Origin of the sequence: Novosphingobium silvae, from assembly GCF_009856825.1 — a bacterium.
GTDB classification, from domain to species: Bacteria; Pseudomonadota; Alphaproteobacteria; order Sphingomonadales; family Sphingomonadaceae; genus Novosphingobium; species Novosphingobium silvae.
In genome coordinates this window covers 372,593-397,379 of record NZ_WVTD01000002.1, presented here as the reverse complement: position 1 = coordinate 397,379, position 24,787 = coordinate 372,593, and the positions used below count along the sequence as shown (strand labels likewise).

Sequence of the window (24,787 nt, the reverse complement as noted above, 5' to 3'; positions counted from 1 at the left end):
ACAGGGGAGGAGATACGATGGACGAAGTTGATGTCGAGGCGCTCCGCGTTGCCATGACTCCGGAGATGGTGGAGGCCATACGGGCGAAGGCGCAGCGCGGCACGTTGCCGCCCGCCGCGATGGCGGCGCTGTCCCACGCGGCGATCGAGGCGATCACCACCGACGCGGCACCGCTAGAGAGCGTCGTTCCGCTTGCTGCGTTGGAGGCGATCGTCCAACTCACCGGTCGCCCTCCGCTGTTAGTCCGCAATGGATCGATCGTCATGGAGCCGCTGACCGACCTCCCCGGCGCCGATGCGTTGGTCATCGGGACGGAGGCACTCCTGCCATCCGTGGGACGCATCGAGTTCCGCAACTACGACATGGCCTGGGGCGGGACCGGCTGGGTCGTCGCGCATGACGGCGCCGACCTCCTGGTGGTGACCAACAGGCACGTCGCGAAACTTGTGGCGCGCCGCACTTTCGACGGGAGCGGCGTGTTCATGCGCTCACCGGCGGGCCCGCTCTACGGCTCGTCGATAGACTTCGGCGAGGAGGTCACCAGCGTGATTGGCGATACATCGAGGACGGTGAAGGTGACCTTCATCGATTACATCGCCGACGATCTTGAGGCCGACGTGGCGCTCCTTCGCGTCGGTGCACCGGCATTCACTCCGACCCCGCTCGATCTTGCGGACGGTGAGGCAGGCCTGGGCGACCTAGTGGCGCTCATCGGCTATCCCGCCTACGACTCCCGGAACGATGCGACGGTGCAGTCCCGCTATTTCCGCGACCTCTACGACGTGAAGCGCGTTGCCCCCGGCCGGGTCACGCAGGCGCTGGGCAGTGACAGCCTGCTGAGCCACGACTGCACTAGCCTGGGAGGCAACTCGGGTTCGCCGCTCATCGCTCTCGCGGACCGAAAGGTCGTGGGCCTGCACTTCGCCGGTCTGTACGGTAAGGGGAACAGCGCAGTCGGCGTGGGGACGCTGAAAAAGCTGCTTGCGGGCGAGCGTCTGCTGGCGGTCGTGCCCGAGATGGCGGCTGAGCGCGCCGACGGCGTCCACCCGGCGACCCACTTCGCGAACCGCGAAGGGTTCGCGACCCGTGACTTCCTCGACGGGGTTGCAACCCCTTGGCCGAAACTGTCCGGCGAGGCGGCTGATGGTCTGGCCCAACCGTCGGACGCCCCCACGGAACCGGGTGAGATCCGCTACACCCACTTCGGAGTGAAGTATTCCGGCCGACTGAAGATGCCGGTGATGACGGCCGTCAACATCGACGGCAAGAACGCAGTCAGGATCAAGCGGTCGGGGGACCAGTGGTTCGCCGACGAGCGCGTCCCGCTCGACATCCAGCTTGTCGCGAAGAACTTCAAGGACCTGGAGATCGACCGGGGCCACATGGTTCGCCGCGAGGATCCCAACTGGGGTCCGGATGCCGAGAAGGCCAACTTCGACACATTCCACTACGTGAACGCCGCAGCCCAGCACAGTCGCCTCAACCAGGGCAAGCAGCTGTGGCAGGGACTGGAAAACTACATTCTCGATAGCGCGCGCACCGCCGGATTCCGCATGTGCGTCTTCACTGGGCCCGTGCTGACCGATGGAATGGAGTTAATCGATGGCGCGCTCGTGCCCCGGGAGTTTTGGAAGCTGGTCGCGGCCGTTAACCAGGAGACTGGCGGCCTCCACGCCACGGCATACCTGCTGAGCCAGGGGGACCTAATCCGGGCGCTGCTAGAGAAGCGCAGCAGATCCGAGGCTAACGAGGGTCTGAACTTGGGCGCCTACAGAACGTTTCAGATCGCCATTGCCGACCTCGCGGACGCGACAGGGCACGATTTTTCCGCCTACACCGCAGCAGATCCGCTTCGGAGGATAACCGAAGGCCTGGCCGACGGTGCGCCCCCGACGTTCACGCCGCTTGAGAGCCTGGATTCGATTACGCTTTAGGCGAGAAGTTGAGGGAAGGCCTAGCGCGCATACGGCACGCCACCCCTGAACTACAGTTGCCGATCTGCACTCAGGATGGCGCCAACTCGCCGGCGGGCTTTAACCAAGCTTCACCCGGCGAACTTTTCGGAGCGGTAGCAGAACTCGACTTAGCTCATGGTTGACGATCAAAACGACCAACCAAGTCCAGTTGAACCGGATTTTTTCAGGCGGTTATCCACCAAGCGAGAGGGGGTATAATGAATTTCCGTTTTTCGGGTGGCCGACGGCCGCAATGAAAGGCCGAGATGACGACGCGTTGCTGACGAGCCGCTTCGGGACGGCCTACAGGCAGCTTCTCTCTGGAGCAGACGTTCGCCATCGCTGATCTAAGGGGCCGGGTCGCCCACAAGGAGGATTTACATGAGGCTCGCGCATCTGCGCATCTGCAACTTCAGATGTTTCGGGAGTGTGGCGACCGACATTGCGTTGGATGACACGACCTTTATTTTGGGGCCGAACGGCACAGGCAAGACAGCCGTGTTGCAGGCGTTGGCACGCATGTTCAGCCTCGACCCTGCCTTACGCAAGATAAGAGCCTCTGATTTTCATATAGCGGCCGACGAAGCGCCTGAGGCCTTGCCGGACGAGCGCAGGCTCTGGATCGAAGCCGTTTTCGAATTTCCCGAGCTCGAAATCGAGGAAGACGGTGCCATGCCCGCCGTACCGGGCAATTTCGCGCACATGCTGATGGTGGATGAGGACGAAAAGGTCCGCGTTCGCTTCCGTTTGGCGGCAACACTCGATCAGGATGGCGATATCGAGGAGACTTTCACCTATGTGACCAAGACCGACAACGCTGGGCTGCCGACCGAGGAAAGCAGAGCCTCGAAGCAGGATCGAAATGCGATTCAGGTCCACTATCTCCCGGCGCGCCGCGACCCTTCCGACCATGTTTCCTATTCGGCGAATGCGCTGTTAGGCCGCGCCCTGCGCGCCGCCGACTGGAGCGGCGAACGCGCAGCGATTGGCGCCCTCACGGCGCAGATTACGGCCGCTCTGACCAGCAACACCGCCATCGAGGGCATCGGTGAGTCCCTGACCGGCATTTGGAGCCAGCTCCATAAGGGTCAGTTTTTTGCCGACCCCGCTATCTCGTTTGCGCAGAGCGAGATCGATGTGTTGCTCCGTCATCTGAGCCTGACGTTCACGCCTGGCCATGGCGAACCGCTGGTCGACTTCGCGCGGCTGAGTGATGGCCAGCAGTCGCTGCTCTACATTTCACTGGTGCTCGCCATGCGCGACATAGGCGACAAGGTTCTCGCGGGCGAAACCGAAGCGTTCGACATCGATAAGTTGCGACCTGCGATTTTCACCCTGCTTGCGGTCGAGGAACCCGAGAACAGCCTCTCGCCGCATTATCTGGGGCGCGTCGTCCGGGCCGTTTCCGAATTCGCGAAGGGTCAGAACACGCAGGCGTTGGTTGCGACGCACGCCCCCTCGCTTCTGCGACGCGTCGCGCCTGAAACCGTCCGCTATCTTCGGCTCGACGCCAATCGTCGCACGGTAGTTACGGCCGTCGTCCTTCCCGAGAACGAGGATGCCGCCAAATATGTTCGCGAAGGCATCCAGGCCTTTCCCGAGCTGTATTTCTCCCGGTTCGTAATCCTGGGCGAAGGCGACAGCGAGGAGGTCGTATTGCCACGGCTCCTTTCCGCGCGCGGTATCCTTACCGACGATGCGTCGATCTCGATCGTTCCCCTGGGCGGCCGGCACGTCAATCATTTCTGGCGCCTGCTACACGCACTCGGCATTCCGCACGCGACTTTGCTCGACCTCGACCTTGCCCGCTACCAAGGTGGGTGGGGGCGGATCAAATATGCGGCCAAGCAACTAATCAAATATGGCGATGTCGCGAATGCCGGGATCGACGATGGCGACATCGAGGGCATTCCGGCCTGGGACAGCGATGACGGTTTCATGGTCGATGACGAGGGCTGGATCGAATATTTCGAAGAAAGAGGGATCTTCTTCTCATCGCCTCTCGATCTCGACTTCATGATGATCGAGGCGTTCGCCGAGGTCTACGAGATCGACGACGACGAACGCGAGGAGCCCGACGAAGCCACGCTCAAGGCGGTCCTCGGCAAGAAGCATGACGTCGTCGGCAATCAATATACCGACGAACAGCTCGAACTGTTCGATGCTTATCACCGTCGCTTCAAACTCGGCAGCAAGCCAGCTTGGCACATTCGGGCAATGGCCGCGCTCGACGACGCTGAACTGGCAGCGGACATGCCTACCGTGATGACCCGCCTGTTCGACTATGTCGAAACCGCACTGGCGGGCCTGCCGGAATGATCCCGATCGAGCGATGGTCGCCGGCGGACGGACTGACACTCGAGCCCAATGCGCTGGCCGCCGCCACCGAGATCACCCGTAGCCTAGTGCTGACCGCAGGCCCCGGCGCCGGCAAGACCGAAATGCTCGCTCAGCGGGCCGACTTCCTCCTGCGAACGGGTACCTGCCGCTATCCTAGGCGTATCCTCGCCATCTCCTTCAAGACCGATGCAAGTCAGAATCTCAAGGCTCGCGTCCGCAAACGCTGTGGACCCGAGCTGGCGTCGCGCTTCGACAGCCATACGTTTCACGCGTTCGCCAAGCGAATCATCGACCGCTTTCGTCCCGTTCTCACCGGACGCGATGCCCTGGACCCGGACTATTCGGTGGGTCAGCGCCGCGTACAGCATCAGTCCATCACCTTTGCCGATATGGTGCCGCTCGCCCATAATATCATCGAAGCCAGCTTGGTCGCGCGCAACGCAGTGCGTCAGACTTACACACATGTCTTTCTTGATGAGTTTCAGGACTGCACCGCCGAGCAATATCGGCTGATCCTCGCCTGCTTCGGCGACACCTCGACAGGTTTGACGGCGGTGGGTGATACCAAGCAAAGCATCATGGGCTGGGCGGGCGCGCTTGAGGGCATCTTTCTAACCTTCGCCGAGGACTTCGATGCGCTGCCGCTCAATCTTTATCAGAATTTTCGTTCCGCGCCGCGGCTCCGCCGCATGCAGAATGTCATGGTCAAGGTAATGGATCCTCCGGCTGCGCTCGACGATGTCGAGATCGTTGGTGACGAGGGCGAGATCGCCATTTTGCGCTTTGATGACGACGGCGAAGAAGCCGCGAGCCTGACGGAGCGGATCAAGGCTCTGATCGACGATGGCGTCGAGCCTTCGGAGATCGCGATCCTCGTCAGCAAGCAGCAGGCGCTATATTGCCAGCGTCTCACGGCTGCGTTCGAGGCGGCCGATATACCGTTCCGCGAGGAAGACCAGGCGCAGGATCTGGCGTCGGAGCCTGCCGCCTGCCTGCTCATAGACTTCTTCTTAATCGCGAGTGGCACGCGTCAGCCGGCCGCGTATCGCCGCTTGCTGGATTTCGTCGTGTTCAACCATGGTCATGACGAGGAGCGCGAATATCAGTTGCGCTCGCGGTGGGACCGCTTTGTCACGGACACGAGGCAGCAGGTCGCGGCGGGAGACGTCGATCTCGCGGACCTAGACGACCTGCAGACGCTCGTCGCTGCATTGGTCGGTGTCGTTGGGCGCGACAATCTGATCGCGCTGTCGTCGGACTATGCGCATGGTGGCCGGCTGGATCAGTTGATCGAGCAGGCGCTCGAACGCGTTCATTTGCTGCTGCAGAACGACGCGGATCCGGCGACTGCCTTGGCGTCCTTCTCCGGCGACAGCGCCGTCCGCATCATGTCAGTTCACAAGAGCAAAGGCCTCGAATTTGATACGGTCGTCATTCTAGGGGTCGAGCATGAGACATTCTGGGGCGATGCGGCGGCGGAACGGGCTGCCTATTTCGTCGGAATCTCGCGCGCCAAAAAGCGGCTATGGCTGACCGCCTGCCAGTCTCGTGAGAGACCTGTCGGAGCGAGGCGCTGGACTGTCGAACGCCATGAGCATGACGAGTTCCTCGGCTACGCAGCATGATTGCTAACGGCTCAACGTTGCGTCGAAAATCCGGCGTCGGCGGCATCTGGCAGAACCTGCCGTCCGCCACGTCACCGGAGAGCGGCAGAAATGTCCTAATTGCTGCCTTGGAGCGTCACACCATCCATGTCTCTGAATTTCAGGCGCCAGCTTGATCGAGGGCGCGCCGGACCAGGGCCCAAGGGCCGTCACGCCTAGGATGAGACTTTACCGTCACGCGAGCGTCGATCGCTGGAACGTGTAACCGAAGCGTCTCCGCTTGTTCGATATGGACGCTGTAGTCGCTGATTTCGGCGAGGTTGCTGAGGTTGGCGATTACCATCCTGCCGATTTCACGGGGGGCGGTCTCAACCCCTCCCGGCCAAACTTCGATTTTCACGATCATCACCGATGGAGGCTCCTTTCCCGGTCACGCGGTTATGCTGCATAGCCGAGATCGTTCCGCCGTTGCGGCAGCGGCATCACCTCCGTAATTTCCCGGATCATCGTCGAGCCTGCATGGCGCTGCGCGCGCCAAAGGCATGACTGCCGACGATCGGTGGCGGTGAGTCTAGCCGCCCGAGTTTGACCACGGGAATGCCGGAAATCTGGCATTTATCCCACATTTTCTGAAAACCGTAATTTGTGGGATAAAATGTCACAGGGTGGCGGAGGAGCGCAGATCCACAGATCATGCTTCATCCTCCCCGCCATAGCCCTTAAGATCTTCCAGGCTGAACTCCACAAGCCCCTTCAGCAGCAGGTGGGCGGCCATGTTGGCACGGTTTCGGGCGCGGGTCTTAAGCATCAGCGCTTTGAGATGGGTTTCTGCGGTGCGCGGAGAAATTGAGAGCGCCCGTGCTATCTGCTTGGCCGTGTGCCCGCGCAGCACCCATCTGGCGACCTCGCATTCCCGATTCGTCAGCTTCACAGATCTTTGATTCACCATATATTTTCTTCAAACTCCTAAGGTCTGATCAAAGACCTCAAGACATTCGAAGACGGTGGTATTCGCGGCCTGCGTGACAGGCTGCGATACGCCCGGCCTCCTAAAAAATCCCTCATTTCACGTAGGTAGGCCCACGCTGGCGATCGCTGCTCAATCTGTAGAAAATGGCCATGAGCTTAAGAGCGAGAAACGACGATCATATGGAGTTGCCGGCATGCAGACAGGGATAAGCGAAGGGTTGTTGGAACTTCTGCGGGAAACTGGACTGCACAGCTCCGACTTCATCGATCAGATCCTTGGCACCTCCACCACCGAGGGGACTTACCACGGCGTCGACGGGAAGGAGGCACTGCGTGGCATCATGCAAAGCCTCCTCATGCTTTGCGGTTCGGAGGAGGCGGCTGTGGACTGGCTGTTCCATTCAGTTTCGTACCAGCAGATCAACGGCAACTATCCATATCTGGCGTTAGAAAACGGTGACTTCTGGTCACTCACCGTCCTACAGGATTGGCTGCAAATCATCGTGCGCCATCGCGCATCCTGTCCGGATCTGATCGCCGAGATTTTCCAGAAGTAGCGCCGCATGTCAGGGCGCTCGCCTTCGTGACGAGCAGAGTGATGGGCGAGAGCACCTCTGGCTTGATCCATATCTTATTTGCCTTCCGGAGCCGCAAGCGGTGGAGGACCTGGCGCGTCTCCGCGCCACAAGACAGCCCGATACGGCTGAAAAGCCATGCCCTCATACCCTGACAAAAAGGTGGGGGGCGGGGGTAGGTCAACTATGGCAATTTTTACATAATAGCGGGGTCGGCGTCGAAGCCGCCCCGCGAAGGCGGCGCAAAAGTGGGACCCCCACTTTTGCAGTATTGCGCCCAACTTTTTCACCCTGTCAGAATGGCTGTTTTGACAGGGTACCAAATCGCGATTTGGCCATACTCAGGGGCTAGTTTGACATGCTGTTGAACGCTGGCCCGGCCACGGCCGTTTACCCTGTCAAAACCATGGGGGGCGGGGTCGACACTTCCGTACGAAGAATGGTCGGCAAGGAGGCTTGCGCTATGGCAATTCAGGTCAAGGTTGAATCGCTCACGTCAGAGCATTGAGCGACGAGCGCCCTTTCAACCCTTGCCTTATCTGGCTTGCGCGCGAACGCCGTGCCGGAGCCTACCAACGGGTCGGATACGGATCGGCAGGCTCGGCTGAATGTGCGCCGTGAGCGGGGAGAGGTATCGCAAGGCCTCGAGCTTGATGCCCAAGGCGGCTTCTTCGTCATACGTGCGGGAGGTCTCTGTCTCCCCTTCATGCCCGAAGATGTCGCATCTGACGCTGTCCTGTACGTGGCCTTTCAACAGCGACGTGGCGGTGCCTCTGAACGAATGGACATCCTTGTCCTTCCACGCGCCTCGCTGCTTGTGGCGCCATGCTGTTCCTTCCGGAAACGCCCAGGCACGCCATTTGCTGAAGATGCTTTTGTAAAAGGTGCTGGCGAAACTGGAGGAGTTTGGTGACGACATTTCCGGAAACAGCATCTTGCACCCCGCTGCTCGGATCTGGGTGACGTAGTCGATGAAGCCCAGGCGAATCAGCTCCGGATGGACCGGAAGCTTTCGGATCGACTGGACGGTTTTCAGCTTTCGATCTTCGGTGAAATCTATGACGAAATGTGGGATTTCAGCCTGCTCATGGACTTCGGTGAGCGCGAGTCCGGCGAGTTCAGAGCTACGGCCGCCGTACAAAACCAACATGAGAGGCAGCCAATACCATGCGTCATGGATAATCTCGGTTCCGGGGTCCAGCCGATGGTCAATACCTGCGGCGCCTGTCCAGACCGTTGCGGACAGGAGATGTGCAATCTCCTGCTTGCTCCAGCTTGCACGCTTGTCGCGATCCCTCTTGCGTTGCAGCCGAGCCTTTCTTGCAATGCCCTTACGTGCCGACTTGAAGGAAAGAGGCTGGGCAGGGCGATGCCCGTCCGCCTCATTGTCACCAGCGGCGAACTCGAGAACTGCGGTGATCCACGTCAGGTGCTTGTTGATCGTAGCCTGGCTCAAGCCGATGTCGGCATCGTCCATGCGTGTCGCTCGATCAAGGCTTGCCGCGATCCCGCCAGCCTTCTCTTCGGCGGTGCGGCCCCATCTGCCTGGCAGTGCCCTGCATAGCTTCACGAACGCCTGCACATGCGACTGTTCGAGGTCCTGGATGTGAATACCGCGCCCACAAGCATGGTCGAATAGCCGCAAGGCCGTTCGGACCTGACCCACGGTTACCGTATCCCATGCTTTCTCGCTCTCGTGCAGGGCGATGCATTCTTCGGTTGCCTCGAGGAGCAGCTTCTTTGCTCTGGTCGTCCCCCGATTATCGGATGTCGGAGCTGGCGGTTCCTTCTCCGTCGCCACGGACGAGGGGTGCTCCTCAGGTCCACTTTCCGGCATCTGCTCGAATGCGAAAGGTGTCGTGTCCGCCAACGCATCCTGGATCCAGTCAGCCGTAAAGTCATCGGCGGCGGACAACCGTCCCGTTGCCTCCCGGCATGCTGCTGCCCGAGCCGCGCAGACCGTCCGTTTCATTCGGTCGAGGTTTTCCTGTGTCGAGCTTATGCCGAACCGTTCAACATAGCTCTGCAACTGTGAACCCGAGACCACGCTGCCCGACTGATAATCGAACACAGCGTTGCCGACCGCCTTCGCGTCGACGAATTTCCAGCCACTGGCAACGAGCTGCTCAAGATCATCGAGCGACCATTTGGCGTCTGGCCCGTTTTGAGCGAGGAAGCTCCAAGCCTCAGCATGGATGGAGTTTGTGGTGGCGTGCTCGCCTGCGGGCGCACGGCTTCCGGCCTGATCTTCAAGTATTCGCTGCAATTGCCAGCGCATCGCGTCGCTGAACACGCGCTTGAGCTTGTCGGGGCCCATACCCGACGACTGACCATATGCCATGCGTAATGTCTCGACTGCCGTTCCCAAGCGGAGAGCAATAGAGCGGGCGGAATTAAAATTTCCGGTACGCAATGGTAACGACAGCGTTAGGCATGTGCCTGCAACCGTGATCTTTTTTCGCCAGTAATAGGTGCCGCCACGCAGCGCCACGTTCGGAAATCCCATTCCGCCACCTCAAGGGGTACAGCGAGGGGTACAACCGTGCGTACAATCATCCCACCCCGCGAGGGTTGAGACGTAAAATCAATAACTTAGAGAAAGTTGGTCGGGGAGACAGGATTCGAACCTGCGACATCCTGCTCCCAAAGCAGGCGCGCTACCGGACTGCGCCACTCCCCGACGCGCTGCAGCCATTAGGTTTGCCGTCCTGCAGGCGCAAGCTGAATCTTCTCGGGAGCTGCTGGATAATTTCGCCGCTTCATCGGCCGACCGCTACCGTTGCGTTTGGGTCATGTGGAGGACGCTGGGCCCATGCCGGAGCAGGGCGGGAAATGGTGGGCCCGGCAGGATTCGAACCCGCGACCTAGCCGTTATGAGCGGCCAGCTCTAACCGCTGAGCTACAGGCCCACCGTCCGGGGCGCCTTGTCAGCTGTCCCGAACGAAGGGGCGTTAGCTTGGCCGAGGCGCAGAGGCAAGCGCACTGTCGTCCGAGCGAGCGGATGCAGCGATCTCGGCAACGTTCGTGGGGCGTATGCCGCGACGACGCAGGTGCGTAAAGAGCCGCCGCCACCAGTCGTAGAGGGCTTCAAGGTCGTCATTGTTGCGCACGTATGGCGTATGGCCGGGCGCAAGCGAGGGGCTGTGGAACGAGAACACGAGCACCGGCAACCCTTCGTCCACGGCGATGTCCACTGCGCGCAGGGCTTCCTCCGCCGTGACCCCCTCGGGTGTAAGCGGGATGCGCTCGAGGAGGCCGGCGCGGGCAAGCACGCCCCTGATGCGAGGAGCGCGCCACAGGTGCGGGTAGATGACGTTGCCCGCCTGCCGCAGCGGCCCCCAGTAGATCGTCGTCAGCGGCAGTTCCAGCAACCGCCGATCCTCGCCCGCCCAGTAGGGATGCAGCGGGTGGGCGCGGTAGTTTGGACCGCCCGTGCCGCTGTAGTCCCAGCGCGCACGGACTGAAGTGTCGATGAGGATGCCGCATTCCCGAAGGATTTCTGCCGTGCGAGGTCCCAGCCCATAGCGGCCCGCGCGATAGATCAGCGGCGCTGCGCCGAAGGCGCGCTCGATCCGTTCGCGCAGCGCAAGAAGCTTCTCTCGCTCGAGCTCGTAGGGAAGGTTGCCCGCGAAGCTGTTGAACTCGTTCACCTCTTCGCGAAAAGGGGGACTGACCCATGGATGCAGCTGGACCCCGACCTCGGCAGCGCCGCGCGTCACCGCATCTCCGATCGCCTCTACCGCTCGCGGTGAACACGCGACCGGCCAGTCGACGAGATAGCTGGGGACCACACCGAAGCTCTCGCAGAACTTCTGGAACCTGCGCAGGGCGGGGAGGGCCTCCAGACCATGCTTTTGCCTGTCCAAGGGCGCCGACCAGTCGAATTCCTCCTCGGTATCGACCGTCACGATGAAGCGCTGGCCAAAGTCGCTCCCGAAGGATGCGAACGAGTGCCTGCCGGGCAGGTCCAGGAGATTGGGTCCTGGCAAAGAACGTGTTCCTTCTGCGGGTCGCGTCCGCCGGATGGATCGACCAGAGGCGGTGCTCTAGGCCGAAAAGGTTGCCGCTTTGCTATCCCTGGCGCCCGCGCCGGTCAACGCGGGGAGGGCAAGGTGCAGCGAAGTGCCGCGCCGCTGGAGAGCACCGCCTGCGCCCGCTGCTTCGGCCGCAGCAAGGCGCAGCGTGAACCCGATCCCGAACATGCCAGTCGCCAGCGATTGCCCGCGCTCCCCGGCTACGGCGTCGAAAAGGGCGTCGGGCGCACGCTCCGCCAGGAGCGCCGGCAGTTCCACCGCCACTTCCACCATGTTGCCGCGCAATGACCAGGCAAGGTTCAAGGCCTCGCCCGGCGCGGTGGAACCAGCGAGCGCGGCGAACAGGCGCCAGACCAGGCGCTCCACCTCGGGACGGGCGACGCGGACCGGAAGGCGGGCGGCCGAGGGGTCGGAGGCGAGCGCGAAGCCGCTGCCACGAGGCTCCGTCCAGGCGCGCAGCCGCACGACGGTTTGCGCCAGGACGCGGGCGAGGTCGCACTCTCCCTCGTCGAGCGGGAGCGCACCCGATTCGAGCTTCACCAGCCGGTCGAGTTCCTCAAAACCCGCCAGGATATGTGCGCAGTCACCCGCGATGGCGGCGGCCAGCGCGCGATACTCGTGCGGAGCAGGTCCGTAGAGTTGCTGCTGGATGATCTCGGCGGCGACCTGGATGGCGTTGGCCGGGGTGCGCAGTTCGTGAAGGACTTCGCGCATGCGGTGGGCCCCGGCGGTGTCGGCCACGGGCGGGGCGACGACGACCGGAGCAGCGGCGGGACGGCGCAGGCGGCCGCAATAGCCGATGAAGGTGCCGGCGTCGAACCGGGGCACGGCATCGAGTTGCCAGCCGCCACTGACGGCAGGGGCGCCGGCGACCCGGACCCGGGCGCCGCGAAGAGGCATTCGCCTGCGCATCGAGGTCACGAGGTCCGTATCGGATCTTGAAGAGCGCGCCGCCTCGTCCTGCGCTCCGGACAGATCGAGGCCAATCACGGAAGGCGCGTAAGGGCCGTCGGCCCAGTTGATCCGCCCATGGAGGTCGGTGGCGAAATCGATCGCCTGCGCAAGGCGAACGGTGGCCGGCGCGCTGTCGCCCAGTGGAAGCCGGGGGGCATCCGCGCCGGTCTCGGGCGGGCCCATGGTCTCGCGTGCCTTGCGAAACTCCTCGATGCGCCGGACGATCGCGCCGATTCCCGCTTCACCCGGGGAAGCGGCGGGCATGGCGGCGACCTTGGCGTGCAGGTCCCTTTGCTGCTGGGCCGCGCGCGCCTTCGCCCACTCGCTGAGCGATGTGGGAGCAGGCGGATCGTCGCCCATGTCGAGCAATTCTAGGACGTCCTCGGACATGTCCTGATCGACCGCGATGTTTCCCGTAGGAGCCTTGAAGCTTGTGCGTGGCTCGTCGGGAAGAGGCGCTTCGGGGTCGGGCTCGTGCTCCGCATAAGGCAGGGCGCGATCGCGCACTCCCAGCCCTTCCAGCAAAGCCTCGACCGCCGGGCCAAGGTCACGACGATGCCGCAGTATGCCGCGTGCGCGAACCGGCAGCCGGGGGATCAGTGCCAGCCAGTCGGCATCATCGAGCCGGGCCGCACGAATCGCCGCGCAGGCGACTTCCGGCTCGGCTTCAACCAGCCGTGCGAGAAGCCGGGGATTGCTTACGGGCTGCAGCGGATGGCGCAGAAGACGCGCCTGCTCGGCCGGTGGTATCTGGCGCCCGAGCGCCTCGAGCCGGGCGAATCCCGCTTCCACGACTTCGCTGGAACCGGCGGAATCCGGCACCTTGCCGAGAAGATCGACGAGCTGCCTGAACTGCACGCGCGCCAGACCGTCCCCGGTCGGGGACAGGCGTAACACCGTGGCAAGGCGGTCGTCGAAGTGCATTCATTCTCCAGGTCCGCCATCCATGGCGGGCGAGACCCTATGGCCCAGCTATCTTTACCATAAGGAAAACAACGTGAGAGTCATGGCGACAATCTTTCATAGCAACCTTGAGTGACCGAGGAACTCGCTGTTTTCCAGCGTTGCAAAGCGGGACGATTACGCTATGGCCTAATAATATTACGGCACACTGGCCTTTTCGATGTGTAAGTTGCAACGTGGAGCGGAAGAAGCGCTCCGCCGGGGAAATTCGGAATGATCAATCTCGATGAAATCGACCGCCGCCTGCTGGCGGAGCTGCAGGCGGAAGGACGAATCACGAATGTTGAGCTGGCCCAGCGGGTGGGCCTTACCGCGCCGCCATGCCTGCGCCGCGTGCGCAGTCTCGAGGAAGCAGGCGTCATCCAGGGCTATCATGCCGATCTCGACGCCTCGAAGCTGGGCTTCACAATCACGGTCTTCGCGCTCGTAAGCCTGAAGAGCCAGGCGGAGGAATCGCTGCGTGCCTTCGAGGACCACATGAAAGGTCTTCCCGAAGTGCGCGAGTGCCACATGCTCAACGGCGAGATCGACTTCATCCTGAAGATCGTGAGCCGCGACCTTCAGAGTTTCCAGGAATTCCTGACCAGCAAGCTTACGCCCGCGCCCAACGTGGACAGCGTGAAGACTTCGCTGACGATTCGCACGGCGAAGAACGTGCCGGGCGTGCCGATCGAGTGAAGCCGCCATGCGCGTGAAAGGTCGCTCCCGGCGCACCCCGCTTCTGATCGCGCTGGCAGTGCTGCTGGTGGCCGCGAATGTCTGGTGGTTCGGACATGAACGACCGGCGGGTGAAGCGCCTTCGTTCGAACTGGCGGATGGCAGCGACCAAGGCCGCCATTCCGTGGCAACAGGGATCAGCCGCGCCGAGATCGAGGCGGCGCCGCTCTACGACCTTGAAAGCAGGCGCTGGACGGTGAACGGCCGCGCGGTCACCAACTTGCAGGCGCACCTCTTGACTGCGCCCGGCAGCGCGCTGTCCGGCCGCTTTCTCATCGCGCGCCTGCCCGCCGAGGCGACCACGGACGATGTACGCCGGGTGCTGCTAGACCTGGTGGAACGCAGGATCTGCCTCGTCGCCCTGCCCGACGCCACGGATCCGATGGCGATCAACGTGCGCAGGATCGTCTCTGTTCGCAACGATGCGGGGCGCGTGGTCAGCTGTCCGTCGTGAGCGCGACTGCGGCTTCAAGGGCCAGCAGGTAACTCTGCGCTCCGAAGCCGGCGATGGTGCCCTTGGCAGCCATGCCCACCCACGAGGTGTGGCGGAATCCCTCGCGGGTATGCGGATTGGAGAGGTGGACCTCGATCACCGGCACCGTGATCGAGCGGATCGCGTCGAGCAAGGCGATGGAGGTGTGCGTATAGGCGCCCGCGTTCAGCAGAACCGCATGGGCACCTGCGTCCTGCGCCTCGTGCAGCCAGTCCACGAGATCGCCTTCGTGGTTCGACTGGAAAAGGACGATGCTCGCGCCAAGGAGCCGGCCGCGCTCGGCCAGCATCGCTCCGATGTCGTCCAGCGTCTGCGATCCGTAGATCGCCGGCTCGCGCTTGCCCAGCCGGTTGAGGTTGGGCCCGTTGAGCACATAGACCAGCTTGTCCGACATCGTATCGCAGTCCCCCGTTCGAAAGGCCGCAGCTTTAGCGGGCCTGCAAGAGCGCGCAAGCGCAAGTCCTACTGGACGGGCGGTATCGGCGGCGGATGGGGCGCGGGCTGATAAGACCGGATCGGCGGGGGAGGGGGCGCAGGCGCGTCAATGGCGGCGGCGGGAGCTTCGGCGCGAGGCGCGGGACCGTCGTCGGCGGGCTCATCCTCGGGCGGCGCCGCTTCGCCCGCTGCCTCGTCGCCCGCATAGAACGCCTCGAGCGACTGTTCGTTCTCGCGTGCGCGGGCGGCCGCCGCGTCCCGGGCCGCCTGCGTCGCCGCGGCGGCCTCGCTCGCCTCCTGCGTGGCCTGCGCATCGATCTCGGTCTGGCTTGGACCGCACGCGGCAAGCGCAAGCGTGGAAGCGGCCAGCAGGCAGGCGATACGGGACAATTCGGGCGCTCCTGTACGATCGGCGGAAGGAGCGCCCTTGTACCGCATCAAGGTTAGGGATTGCTTAGCGCTCGAGGCCCTTTGCCTTGCCCCACTGACGCACGACCGCATAGCCGAGATAGCCGGTGCCGAAGAGGGCATAGAGCGGTTCGGGGATGCCGGCGAGATAGGCAGTCATGCTTTCGCCGATGGCCTTCGCGGTTGCCGGGCTAAAGGCACCGATCATGCCCATCGGCAGTGCCCAAAGTATCATGACGTATATGACGTAGAGAAAGCTTGGGCGTGCTCTGCTGGTCCACGGATCGGCGGAATTCGCCTCGGCGACCACGGCCGAGAGGCTGGCCTGCAGCATTTCGAGCTCGCGCGAATTCTCCAGGCGGAGCAGTTCCAGCTTGGCGCGGTCGCGCGCTTCGGGATCGGGAACGACCTTGTCGATGATGCGGGTGACGGGGCCGAGCAGCGAATCGAGCAGCGGCATGGGCGGGGGTCCTTTCCGTGAGGGAGTTGATGACCCGCAACCACATAGCCACAAGGGCCGATGTAGGAAAATGGTGAGGAAGAGCCGCTGGCCCGGCACGCGCTGAAGGGGGAGCGGCGTGCATAAGAAATAATTGGTCGGGACGAGAGGATTCGAACCTCCGACCCCCACACCCCCAGTGTGATGCGCTACCAGGCTGCGCTACGTCCCGACCGGAGCGCGGCCTATAGGAGGGTCTTTCGGATTGCGCAAGCGGGGTAGAAAGAGAATTTTGCCGCAGGCGCGGAGCACTTGAACAGGCGGCCTCGCGCGCCATCTGACGGCGTGGGGGCGGCGCAGGCGCGCAAGTCGGCGCGTTGCCAGCGATGCGCTTTATTGCTAACCGCCCGCATCCGGTTGCGTCCGGTCCGGGCAATTTTCCGACCGAACGCGCCCTGTCGGCCGGCGCGCGATTCGCCGGCCGTCGTGAGACAAAGAAGGCCCATCACTTCCATGCAGACCTCGATCCTCGCCCAGCTCGCCGCAGCCGCACCCGCCGGGGCGCCCCCGGCCTGGATTACGTACATGCCGTTCGTGGCGATGGCGCTGATCTTCTGGTTCCTCATCCTGCGTCCCCAGATGAAGCAGCAGAAGGCCCACAAGGCCAAGCTTTCCGCGCTCAAGAAGGGCGACGAGGTGCTTACGGGCGGTGGCCTGGTGGGCCGGATCGTGCGCGTGGACGACAACTATGCCGATGTCGAACTGGCGCAGGGCGTGAAGGTCAAGGCGCTCAAGTCGACGATCGTCGACGTGATCCCGCCCGCCGGATCCAAGCCCGCGAACGACTGACCGAGGCAAGATTTCCCGGGCAGTGCCGTTTTTGTGCGCCGTCCGTCTGGAGCGAACGATAGCCAATGCTTGAATTTCCAACCTGGAAGAAGGTCTGGTACTGGGGGCTGACGCTGGTGCTGTGCGCACTGTCTCTGCCCACGCTGCTGTCCTTCACCACTGTCCGCTGGCCGGACAGCCTGCCCAATCCCCGGATCAATCTCGGTCTCGACCTCGCGGGCGGTTCGCGCCTCCTGCTCGAGGCCGACCGTGCGCAGGTGATCGCGCAAAGGCTGGAGGGCATGGAGGAATCGGTGCGCACCCGCCTGCGCGCCGCCGAACCGCGTATCGCCATCGGCGACGTCTCGAGCCGCGGCGGACGCCTGTCGTTCACCGTGCGCGACGCCGCGCAAGTGGACGCAGCGCGTGAGGCGATCCTTCCGCTGACCTCCGGCGCCGGCCTTTCCGGCGAGCGCGACTGGGACATCCAGGTCGTCAACGGCAACCAGTTCATCCTCTCGCCCACGCCCGAGGGCATCGATCTTGCCGTCAGCAATGCGATGGAAACCGCGGTCGAGGTGGTGCGCAAGCGCATCGATGCTCTTGGCACCAAGGAGCCCGACATCCGCCGGCTTGGCGGCACTCGCATCGACGTGCAGGTCCCCGGGCTGCAGGATCCGGCGGCGCTCAAGTCGCTGCTGGGGCAGACCGCGAAGCTGGAGTTCAAGCTAGTCGACGAGACGGCATCGCCCGCGGATCTTGCGCAGGGCATCGTGCCCCCGGGCGACGAGGTCCTGCCCTATGCGGACGCAGGTGCCGCCGGGCAGCCGCCGGTCATCGCCGTCAAGCGCCTGGGCGGCATCAAGGGCGACGAACTGACCGACGCCAAGCAGGCGTTCGAGCCACAGACGAACCAGCCGGTCGTCTCGATCACCTTCAACCAGCAGGGCGGAGAGAAGTTCGCGCGGCTCACGACCGAGAACGTCAGGAAGCGATTCGCGATCATCCTTGACGGCAAGGTGCTTTCCGCTCCCAGCATCAACGAGCCGATCCTGGGCGGCAGCGCCCAGATTTCGGGCAGCTTCAACGTGCAGTCGGCCACGCAGCTCGCCATCGCGCTGCGCTCGGGCGCGCTGCCGGTCGATCTCAAGGTGGTCGAGGAGCGCACCGTCGGCGCGGACCTTGGCGCGGACGCCATCGACAAGGGCGTGCTTGCCATGGCGGTGGGCACTCTCGCGCTGGTGCTCTTCATCATCCTTACTTACGGTCGCTTCGGCATCTACGCCTGCATCTGCGCGCTGTTCATCAACGTGCTGATGATCCTGGGCGTGATGGCGGTCTTCGGAACGACGCTGACGTTGCCCGGCATCGCCGGGTTCGTGCTGACGCTGGGTGCGGCGGTCGACGCCAACGTGCTCATCAACGAGCGTATCCGCGAGGAGCGCGCGAAAGGCCGGCGCGTGGTGCAGGCGGTCGAGCTCGGCTACCGCGAGGCCAGCCGCGCGATCTTCGATGCGAACATCACGAACTCCATCGCGGCGGTGCTGATGTTCGCTTTCGGCTCGGGCCCGGTGCGCGGCTTTGCGGTCGTGCTCATGATCGGCATCGTCACTTCGGTGTTCACTGCCGTTACCCTGACCCGCATGTGGGTCGCCGGCTGGCTGCGCAAGACGCGCCCCTCCGACCTCAACCTGTAAGCTGGGAGGTATACGATGAAGCTCCTGAAGCTTATTCCCGACAACACCAACATCCACTTCCTGAAGTGGCAGTGGCCGTTCTTCATCAGCAACATCGCGCTGATGATCGCCTCGGTGGTGCTGTTGTTCACCCACGGGCTGAATCTGGGCGTCGACTTCGTGGGCGGGCAGATGATCCGCGTCACCTTCGAGCGCAGCGCTACGGCGCCCATCGATGCTCTCAGCGCATCGGTCGAGAAGCTGGGCTACGGCGAGGCCGTGGTCCAGAACTTCGGCAAGCCGAACGAGGTGTCGCTGCGCATGAAGCTGCCCGAGGGCGCGGAAGATCAGCCGCAGCTTTCGGACGCCATGGCGCGCAAGATCACGGCCACCATCAAGCAGACCTTCCCGGATGCGCGCATCGACGGCGTCGATTCGGTTTCCGGCAAGGTCTCGGGAGAACTGCTGAAGACCGGCGTGATCGCGCTGACGCTGGCGATGGTGTTCATCTCGATCTACATCTGGGTCCGCTTCGAGTGGCAGTTCGCGGCCGGTGCGCTCTTCGCCCTGGTGCAGGACATCCTGCTCACGGTCGGCATGTTCGCGCTTACGCAGATGGAGTTCGACCTCAACATCGTCGCGGCGCTGCTGACGCTGCTGGGCTACTCCCTCAACGACAAGATCGTCGTCTACGATCGCATCCGCGAGAACCTGAAGAAGCACCGCCGCATGCCGATGCCCGAACTTCTGGACCTTTCGGTGAACGAGACGCTGTCGCGCACGGTCGTGACTTCGGTGTCGATCCTGATCATGCTGGTCGCACTGCTGCTGCTGGGCCCCGACGTGATCTTCGGCTTCACCGCCGCCATCACCCTTGGCATCTTCATCGGCACTTACAGCTCGATCTTCATGTCGGCTCCGATCCTGATCTGGCTGGGCGTGAAATCGGACAGCTTCGTAGCGGCCGAAACCGCTCTCGACCGGCAGGAGCGTCTCGCCCGCGAGGGAAGCGCACCCAGGAAGGCCTGACGGTATCTCCTTCGATGCCCATGCGAAAAGGGGCGGCAGTTTCCGGCTAGGCCGGTGAACTGCCGCCCCTTTCTCGTCGTGGCCAAGGCCATGGGCCCGAAATCTTTCCGGGTGCCTCCTTCCGATCCGAGGGGGACGCGCTAGATTGGGGGCCAACCAAAGGAGGTCTCCATGAAGACGAGCGGAAATACCATCCTCATGACCGGCGGCGGCTCGGGCATCGGCGAGGCTCTGGCCCGGCGCTTCCACGACCAGGGCAACACCGTCATCGTCGCGGGCCGCCGCCTCGATGCTCTGGAAGCCGCGTGCGAGGGCCGCGCGAACATGCTCGCGCGCGTGCTCGACGTGGAGAGCGCGCAAGGCGTTGCGGACTTCGCAGCAGGGCTCCTGGCCGACTTTCCCGCTCTTAATGTGCTGATCAACAACGCCGGGATCATGCGCTACGAGCGGCTCGACAAGGCCCGCGATCTTGCCGATGCAGAGGCGACGATCGTCACCAATGTGCTGGGGCCCATCCGCCTCATCGATGCATTCGTGGAGCACCTTGTGGCGCGCGGAGACGGCGCGATCGTCAATGTGACCTCGGGGCTCGCCTTCGTCCCGCTTCCCGGCGCGCCTACCTACAGCGCCACGAAGGCGGCGATCCACAGCTACACGCAGTCGCTGCGCGAAATGCTGCGCGGGCGAGTGGAAGTGATCGAGCTTGCGCCGCCGGCCGTGCAGACGGATCTTACGCCTGGCCAGCGCACGCGCGAGGGATACCAGCCTCTCGACGAGTTCGCCGACGAGGTGATGGCGCTACTTGCACAGGACACCACGCCCGAGGAAGTGCTGGTGGAGCGGGTGAAGGGCTTCCGCACGGCGGACCGGGACGGTACGCATGGGGAATACGCAAGGAACCTTGCGGGACTGTCGACAAGGATGTTCGACCAGCTGGGGCTCTGATACTCGGTGGCGGCGAGGGCAGGGGCCGGTCGATACGACCAGTCCCCTGCCGGTCGCCGTTACCAGGGGTGCCGTTCGCCGTTCCACTTGTAGAACTCGCCGGTCTCCTCGATCGTCCAGCCGTCTGCCAGGCGGATGATCGAGGCCGCGCTTTCCTGCGGAGATATGTCGGCACCCGAGCCGCCCATGTCAGTCTGCACCCAGCCGGGATGGACAAGGCCGACGATTATGCCGCGATCCTTCAGGTCGATCGCGACCGAGCGCATGAGACGGTTCAGTCCGGCCTTGGCGGCGACGTAGGGATAGTGGCCGCCATAGGGCCAGGTCGAGGCGGCGAGCTGGCTGGAGAAATTCACGATCTTCGAATCTTCGCCCAGTCGTGGAAGGAACGCGCCGAGAACCCGCAGCGGACCTTTCAGCATGATTTCGATGGCTTCGTCGAAATCCTCCCAGTCTGTTCCGTCGAGCTGCGCCTCGGCTCTGCCTGCTACTCCCGCGACATTGTAGAGCACGTCGAGCCGGACCTCGCCGAGCGCTGCGGCGCCCTGCGCGACCGAGGCGTTGTCCGACACGTCCATCCGGTGCACGGAAAGCGCGCCGTCGGAGCTTTCCGCGAGGGCCGTCAGTTCGGGTGCGCCTTCCGGTCTGCGCACCAGGGCGTACACCCGGTCGCCTCGCTCGGCGTGCTGCCTTGCCAGTTCAAGGCCGATGCCTCGCCCTGCACCGGTGATTGCCACGTTCGCCATCGGGTTCCTTTCCTGCGGTGCCCGCGTCTACGGGATTCGTTGTCGCCAGGGAGTTTGAAAGACGCCACATCGGCGGACACCTGTAACTTGTGCGAGAAGTCAAACGCCCGTTCGCCCCGAGGCCTCGCCTTCCTCGCTCAGGCGCTGCATGGTGCTTGCGGCGAAGCGGCGAAGGCGCTCCAGCCGCTCGCCGGTGCCGAACACCGGGGCGTGGAGCAACATGCCGGTATGCACTGCGCTCGTGAAATCGTGCGCAAGCTTCAGGTTGTCCCAATCCTCGCGCCACTGGGGGAACGCCTCGATCATCTCGGATGTCCACACCGCATCGTAACGGCGGGCGGCGGGTTCGAAGATCGCGGCAAGCTCCGCATCGGTGCGCGCCGCAAGCGCAAGCTCGATCCAGGCTGCGTACTCACGCGTCTGGACCGAGCGCCAGTGCGCCTCGCAGGCGAGCTCGATCATCGGTTCGTCCTGCCGTCGTGCGGCCACGGCGGCGAAGTAATCCTGCAGGAAGGTGCGCATGCGGTGATAGACGACTTGCTCGACGACCGCCCCGACCAGTTCCATGCGCGTCGGGAAGTGGTGGTGCATGGCCCCGCGCGAGACGTCGCATGCGCCTGCGACGGCGGCCGTGGTAAGTCCCGGATAGCCATCCCGGACAAGGCAGTCGATCGCGGCGGAGACCAGCCGCTCGCGCATGAGGGCGCTTTTTCGCTGTTGCCACTTCTCGGGCGGACCGGCGTGCATCGCGGGCGCCAGGGCAGCTAGCATGCGGTCCTGCAGGGACTGCGCCTTCATCCTCTCTCCTTCTTCCCGGCCATGATCGCTGCCGGCGGACCGATGCCAACCTAGTCAAAATCGCAGGTGAGCGTCGGGGGCAGGGCATAGCATAAAAAACCGGCAGTTGAGTCGGTTTATCGGCGCTCCTGCAGTGGGTGAGCGCGCACGTTCCAGAGGCGCGCGGCCCGGTACGGGAGAAGGCTTGGGCATGACTGCCGCCGTCACGAACTTCAATCTTGAAGCCGAGATCCGCGATCTGGCCGCAAGGCGCGACATCGCCGATGCCGCCGCGCGGTACATGCGCGGGCTCGACCGGCTCGATCCGGACCTTCAGCGCAGCGCGTTCCATGACGATGCCCGGATCGACTGCGGGCTGATGAAGGGCGGCGCGGACGAGTTCGTCACCTTCTCGCAAGAGTTTCTAGGCGCGTTGGAGGCAAGCCATCACCTGCTGGGCCAGTCGCGCATCACCGTTCGCGGCGACCAGGCGAGCGCGGAATGGTACTTCCAGGCCTGGCACTCCACGCGCGGCGAAGACGGGCAACCGCGCGATCTCTTCATCGCGGGGCGCTATCTCGACGAGTACGCCTGCCGGGGCGGCGACTGGCGGATCGTCCGCCGCACCCTGGTGACGGACTGGGTCAAGGATGATCCCGGATCGCTCGACTTCTTCGCCGCGAACCCCGCTGCGCCGCGTGGCGGCAGACGCGGGCAGGACCCAAGCCAGCAGAACAACGCCGCCATCTGAGGCGGGATCGACGATACACAGGAGCCGGAACGCCATGAACGTACAAAGCCAGGCATCGCGCTACTCGCCGGACTTCGACATGCCGGTCCGTGGCGATCCGATCACCGCCGACCGCTACATCTCGAAAGAGTGGATGGATGGCGAGATGAAGAATCTCTGGCCCAAAGTCTGGCATCTCGGCTGCCTCGTTGCGGAGCTGGAAGAACCGGGCGACATCGTGCGGCACAACTTCGCGAAGGAATCGGTGATCCTCGTCCGACAGGAGGACGGAGGTATTAAGGCGTTCTACAATTCATGCCCGCATCGCGGAAACCGGCTGATCCTGGGGGAAAGCGCCAGCGTGCCGCGCATCACCTGCGCCTATCACAGCTGGACCTACGATCTCGACGGCACACTCGTCAAAGTGCAGGACCCTGACGATTTCGACGGCGGTACCCCCTGTGGCAGGGTGCATCTTTCGGAGCTGCGGTGCGAGACGTGGGGCCCGTTCGTGTTCTGGTGCATGGACGACGACGTGGCGCCGCTTCACGAATGGCTGGCCCCGTTCCCCGAGCGCCTGAAGGGCTATGGCATCGACAACTGGGTGCGCGTCCTCAAGGTGTCGGCGGATTGCGAGTTCAACTGGAAGATCATCCGCGATAACTTCAACGAGAGCTATCACCTGCCCACGATCCATCCCGAACTGGCGACCTTCATCAACGACGGCCTGCCGGACACTCTGTTCGAGATGTATCCCTCAGGGCACAATTCGATGTGGATGAAGGGCCACCAGGCGACCACTCGGGTGGATTACCACACCACCGAGGTGCCGGCGCCGCTCGATGAGGTTGCGCGGGCGTGGGAGATCGATCCTGCGGACTTCCACGGGCGCACCGGCGACCTGCGCGAAGCGGTGATCGAAGCCAAGCGCCGCCTGGGACCGGGGCGCGGCTTTGCCAACTACGATCAGATGAGCGACCAGCAGCTCGTGGATTATTTTCACTGCACGCTCTTTCCCAACCTCACTCTCACCATGAGCCCGGAGCAGCTGCAGGTACTGCGCACCGAACCGCATCCCACCGATCCGGAAAAGTGCGTGTTCCAGCACTGGTGCCTCTATCCTCCGGTCGAGGGGATGGAGGAGGTGATGACCCCTCTCGGCATGCTGCCCCTCGAGCCGGACGCGGTGGCCCGTCACTCCGTCTATGGCGACGGCGTCTCGGTTGGCTATGTCGCGGACCAGGACCTTTCCATCGGGACCAGCCAACAGCAGGGCCTGAACTCGCGCGGGTTCAAGGGCTGCATCCTGCCCGGCCAGGAAAAGCGCATCCAGCGCTTTCACGAGCTGCTGGACGACTATGTGAAAGGGCGGGAGTGACTGCCTGCCCGGTCGAGGATCGGCTGGCGATCCAGGACCTGCTCGTCGCCTATGCCCACGCGGTAGACAGCCTTAACGACCTAGACGGGATCTGCGCCGTCTTCACCCGTGACGCGGTGTTCGACCTTTCGGGCATAGGCTTCCCGAAGCTGGAGGGGCACGCCGAGATCCGCGGCTTCTTCGAAGAGACGTTCGCCTCCATGGCTGCCCATGCGCACTATCTGACGAACTTCGCCATCACCGCATACGATGGCGATGCGGCTTCGGTTAGCGCTTACGTGACAGGGATGGGCCGCTACCGCGCCGGTGGTTCGATCACCGTGCACGGGCGGTACTACTTCGATGTCGTGCGGACCGGGGATGGATGGAAGGCCACGCGCTATACGATGGACTTCCTGATCCCTCCCGGCTCCACCGAAGGCGCTACAGAGTGATCCCGAAGATCTCCTTCCGCGGCCAGCCGGTCTCGTCGTAGACCGGCTCTACGCCCGCAGCGGAGTAGACCTGGACGCCGAAGCCGGTCAGTTCGTACCTGCCAAGATGTTCGCGCATGGCAAAATAAGGCGGATCGGCAAAGTGCTGCAGCAGCGCGCGTTCGCTTTCCCATTCCTCGTAGACGTGCATCAGTCCGGGATCGAGTGGATCGATGGACCAGTCGTAGGCGATGCAACCCTCTTCGGCCCGGCCGGCAAGGATCAGTTCGCGCCCGCTCAGGATGATCTCCTCGCAGGTCTTCTGGTCTCCGTCGAACCGCAGCGACCCCGCGACGATGATGCGCATGGAACTCTCTCC

At 63.5% G+C, this 24,787-nt stretch carries 24 protein-coding genes and 3 tRNA genes; 13 read left to right on the top strand and 14 right to left on the bottom strand.

Going from position 1 to position 24,787, the window contains the following annotated elements; genetic code table 11:
• The first annotated feature begins 17 nt into the window (after window positions 1–17).
• From GR702_RS04965 to GR702_RS04955, 3 genes are all read left to right on the top strand, one after another.
• Window positions 18–1,934, top strand: a complete 1,917-nt coding sequence (locus GR702_RS04965) for a DNA/RNA non-specific endonuclease (RefSeq protein ID WP_202408048.1) — start codon at window positions 18–20, stop codon at window positions 1,932–1,934.
• Window positions 1,935–2,336: 402 nt separating this feature from the next.
• A complete protein-coding gene (locus GR702_RS04960) occupies window positions 2,337–4,274 on the top strand; it encodes an AAA family ATPase (protein WP_160984848.1) in 1,938 nt (645 codons plus the stop codon).
• Window positions 4,271–5,920, top strand: coding sequence for an ATP-dependent helicase (locus GR702_RS04955; RefSeq protein WP_160984847.1), 1,650 nt, complete (start codon window positions 4,271–4,273; stop codon window positions 5,918–5,920). The genes GR702_RS04960 and GR702_RS04955 overlap by 4 nt, the downstream gene beginning before the upstream one ends.
• 139 nt (window positions 5,921–6,059) lie before the next feature.
• Here the strand turns inward: GR702_RS04955 and GR702_RS04950 are convergent, their stop codons facing one another.
• Together GR702_RS04950 and GR702_RS04945 are read right to left on the bottom strand one after the other, a co-directional pair.
• Window positions 6,060–6,305, bottom strand: a complete 246-nt coding sequence (locus tag GR702_RS04950) for a hypothetical protein (protein ID WP_202408047.1) — start codon at window positions 6,303–6,305, stop codon at window positions 6,060–6,062.
• Between the two features lie 285 nt (window positions 6,306–6,590).
• Entirely contained in the window at window positions 6,591–6,830 is a 240-nt protein-coding gene (locus GR702_RS04945) for a LuxR C-terminal-related transcriptional regulator (protein WP_160984845.1), read from the bottom strand.
• Window positions 6,831–7,062: 232 nt separating this feature from the next.
• Between GR702_RS04945 and GR702_RS04940 the strand changes: the two genes are divergently transcribed.
• A complete protein-coding gene (locus GR702_RS04940; protein ID WP_160984844.1) occupies window positions 7,063–7,425 on the top strand; it encodes a hypothetical protein in 363 nt (120 codons plus the stop codon).
• Between the two features lie 553 nt (window positions 7,426–7,978).
• On the opposite strand, the gene GR702_RS04935 is transcribed toward GR702_RS04940, so the two are convergent.
• From GR702_RS04935 to GR702_RS04915, 5 genes are all read right to left on the bottom strand, one after another.
• Window positions 7,979–9,949 (bottom strand): site-specific integrase, encoded by a 1,971-nt coding sequence (locus GR702_RS04935; protein ID WP_160984843.1) that lies wholly within the window; start codon window positions 9,947–9,949, stop codon window positions 7,979–7,981.
• A 97-nt stretch (window positions 9,950–10,046) separates the two neighbouring features.
• Window positions 10,047–10,123, bottom strand: a tRNA-Pro gene (locus GR702_RS04930).
• Between the two features lie 153 nt (window positions 10,124–10,276).
• A tRNA-Ile gene (locus GR702_RS04925) sits at window positions 10,277–10,352 on the bottom strand.
• A 42-nt stretch (window positions 10,353–10,394) separates the two neighbouring features.
• Window positions 10,395–11,432, bottom strand: coding sequence for a polysaccharide deacetylase family protein (locus tag GR702_RS04920; RefSeq protein WP_160984842.1), 1,038 nt, complete (start codon window positions 11,430–11,432; stop codon window positions 10,395–10,397).
• Between the two features lie 57 nt (window positions 11,433–11,489).
• The gene (locus tag GR702_RS04915) at window positions 11,490–13,355 is read right to left on the bottom strand and encodes a sensor histidine kinase (RefSeq protein WP_160984841.1); all 1,866 of its coding nucleotides are present in this window, start codon (window positions 13,353–13,355) and stop codon (window positions 11,490–11,492) included.
• Between the two features lie 252 nt (window positions 13,356–13,607).
• Here GR702_RS04915 and GR702_RS04910 point away from each other — a divergent pair, with 252 nt between their 5' ends.
• Both GR702_RS04910 and GR702_RS04905 read left to right on the top strand, forming a co-directional pair.
• The gene (locus tag GR702_RS04910) at window positions 13,608–14,072 is read left to right on the top strand and encodes an Lrp/AsnC family transcriptional regulator (protein ID WP_160984840.1); all 465 of its coding nucleotides are present in this window, start codon (window positions 13,608–13,610) and stop codon (window positions 14,070–14,072) included.
• Between the two features lie 7 nt (window positions 14,073–14,079).
• Window positions 14,080–14,565, top strand: a complete 486-nt coding sequence (locus tag GR702_RS04905) for a hypothetical protein (protein WP_160984839.1) — start codon at window positions 14,080–14,082, stop codon at window positions 14,563–14,565.
• Here GR702_RS04905 and aroQ read toward each other — a convergent pair.
• The 4 genes from aroQ to GR702_RS04885 form a co-directional block, all read right to left on the bottom strand.
• Window positions 14,549–14,998 (bottom strand): type II 3-dehydroquinate dehydratase, encoded by a 450-nt coding sequence (gene aroQ, locus GR702_RS04900; RefSeq protein ID WP_160984838.1) that lies wholly within the window; start codon window positions 14,996–14,998, stop codon window positions 14,549–14,551. The two genes, GR702_RS04905 and aroQ, sit on opposite strands and share 17 nt — an antisense overlap.
• 68 nt (window positions 14,999–15,066) lie before the next feature.
• Entirely contained in the window at window positions 15,067–15,429 is a 363-nt protein-coding gene (locus tag GR702_RS04895; RefSeq protein ID WP_160984837.1) for a hypothetical protein, read from the bottom strand.
• A 64-nt stretch (window positions 15,430–15,493) separates the two neighbouring features.
• Window positions 15,494–15,907, bottom strand: coding sequence for a holin family protein (locus tag GR702_RS04890; protein ID WP_160984836.1), 414 nt, complete (start codon window positions 15,905–15,907; stop codon window positions 15,494–15,496).
• 134 nt (window positions 15,908–16,041) lie between these two features.
• A tRNA-Pro gene (locus tag GR702_RS04885) sits at window positions 16,042–16,118 on the bottom strand.
• Between the two features lie 281 nt (window positions 16,119–16,399).
• Here GR702_RS04885 and yajC point away from each other — a divergent pair.
• The 4 genes from yajC (at window position 16,400) to GR702_RS04865 (ending at window position 20,364) form a co-directional block, all read left to right on the top strand.
• Window positions 16,400–16,735, top strand: a complete 336-nt coding sequence (gene yajC, locus GR702_RS04880) for a preprotein translocase subunit YajC (RefSeq protein WP_160984835.1) — start codon at window positions 16,400–16,402, stop codon at window positions 16,733–16,735.
• Between the two features lie 65 nt (window positions 16,736–16,800).
• On the top strand, window positions 16,801–18,411 hold the full coding sequence (secD, locus tag GR702_RS04875; protein WP_160984834.1) for a protein translocase subunit SecD: 1,611 nt from the start codon (window positions 16,801–16,803) through the stop codon (window positions 18,409–18,411).
• Window positions 18,412–18,426: 15 nt separating this feature from the next.
• Window positions 18,427–19,419 carry a protein translocase subunit SecF gene (gene secF, locus GR702_RS04870; protein WP_160984833.1) on the top strand — a complete coding sequence of 331 codons (993 nt, stop codon included), beginning with the start codon at window positions 18,427–18,429 and terminating at the stop codon, window positions 19,417–19,419.
• 171 nt (window positions 19,420–19,590) lie between these two features.
• Window positions 19,591–20,364 carry an SDR family oxidoreductase gene (locus GR702_RS04865; RefSeq protein WP_160984832.1) on the top strand — a complete coding sequence of 258 codons (774 nt, stop codon included), beginning with the start codon at window positions 19,591–19,593 and terminating at the stop codon, window positions 20,362–20,364.
• 59 nt (window positions 20,365–20,423) lie between these two features.
• On the opposite strand, the gene GR702_RS04860 is transcribed toward GR702_RS04865, so the two are convergent.
• Window positions 20,424–21,110, bottom strand: coding sequence for an SDR family oxidoreductase (locus tag GR702_RS04860; RefSeq protein WP_160984831.1), 687 nt, complete (start codon window positions 21,108–21,110; stop codon window positions 20,424–20,426).
• A 99-nt stretch (window positions 21,111–21,209) separates the two neighbouring features.
• Window positions 21,210–21,908, bottom strand: coding sequence for a TetR/AcrR family transcriptional regulator (locus GR702_RS04855; RefSeq protein ID WP_160984830.1), 699 nt, complete (start codon window positions 21,906–21,908; stop codon window positions 21,210–21,212).
• A 190-nt stretch (window positions 21,909–22,098) separates the two neighbouring features.
• Here GR702_RS04855 and GR702_RS04850 point away from each other — a divergent pair, with 190 nt between their 5' ends.
• The 3 genes from GR702_RS04850 to GR702_RS04840 are packed head-to-tail and all read left to right on the top strand — an operon-like array spanning window position 22,099 to window position 24,429.
• Window positions 22,099–22,638 carry a nuclear transport factor 2 family protein gene (locus GR702_RS04850; protein WP_160984829.1) on the top strand — a complete coding sequence of 180 codons (540 nt, stop codon included), beginning with the start codon at window positions 22,099–22,101 and terminating at the stop codon, window positions 22,636–22,638.
• A 34-nt stretch (window positions 22,639–22,672) separates the two neighbouring features.
• Window positions 22,673–23,995: an aromatic ring-hydroxylating oxygenase subunit alpha gene (locus tag GR702_RS04845; RefSeq protein ID WP_160984828.1), complete on the top strand. Its 1,323-nt coding sequence runs from the start codon at window positions 22,673–22,675 to the stop codon at window positions 23,993–23,995.
• Entirely contained in the window at window positions 23,992–24,429 is a 438-nt protein-coding gene (locus GR702_RS04840) for a nuclear transport factor 2 family protein (RefSeq protein WP_160984827.1), read from the top strand. Before GR702_RS04845 ends, GR702_RS04840 begins: the two co-directional genes overlap by 4 nt.
• On the opposite strand, the gene GR702_RS04835 is transcribed toward GR702_RS04840, so the two are convergent.
• Window positions 24,419–24,775: a putative quinol monooxygenase gene (locus GR702_RS04835; protein ID WP_160984826.1), complete on the bottom strand. Its 357-nt coding sequence runs from the start codon at window positions 24,773–24,775 to the stop codon at window positions 24,419–24,421. The genes GR702_RS04840 and GR702_RS04835 overlap by 11 nt on opposite strands.
• Window positions 24,776–24,787: the final 12 nt, after the last annotated feature.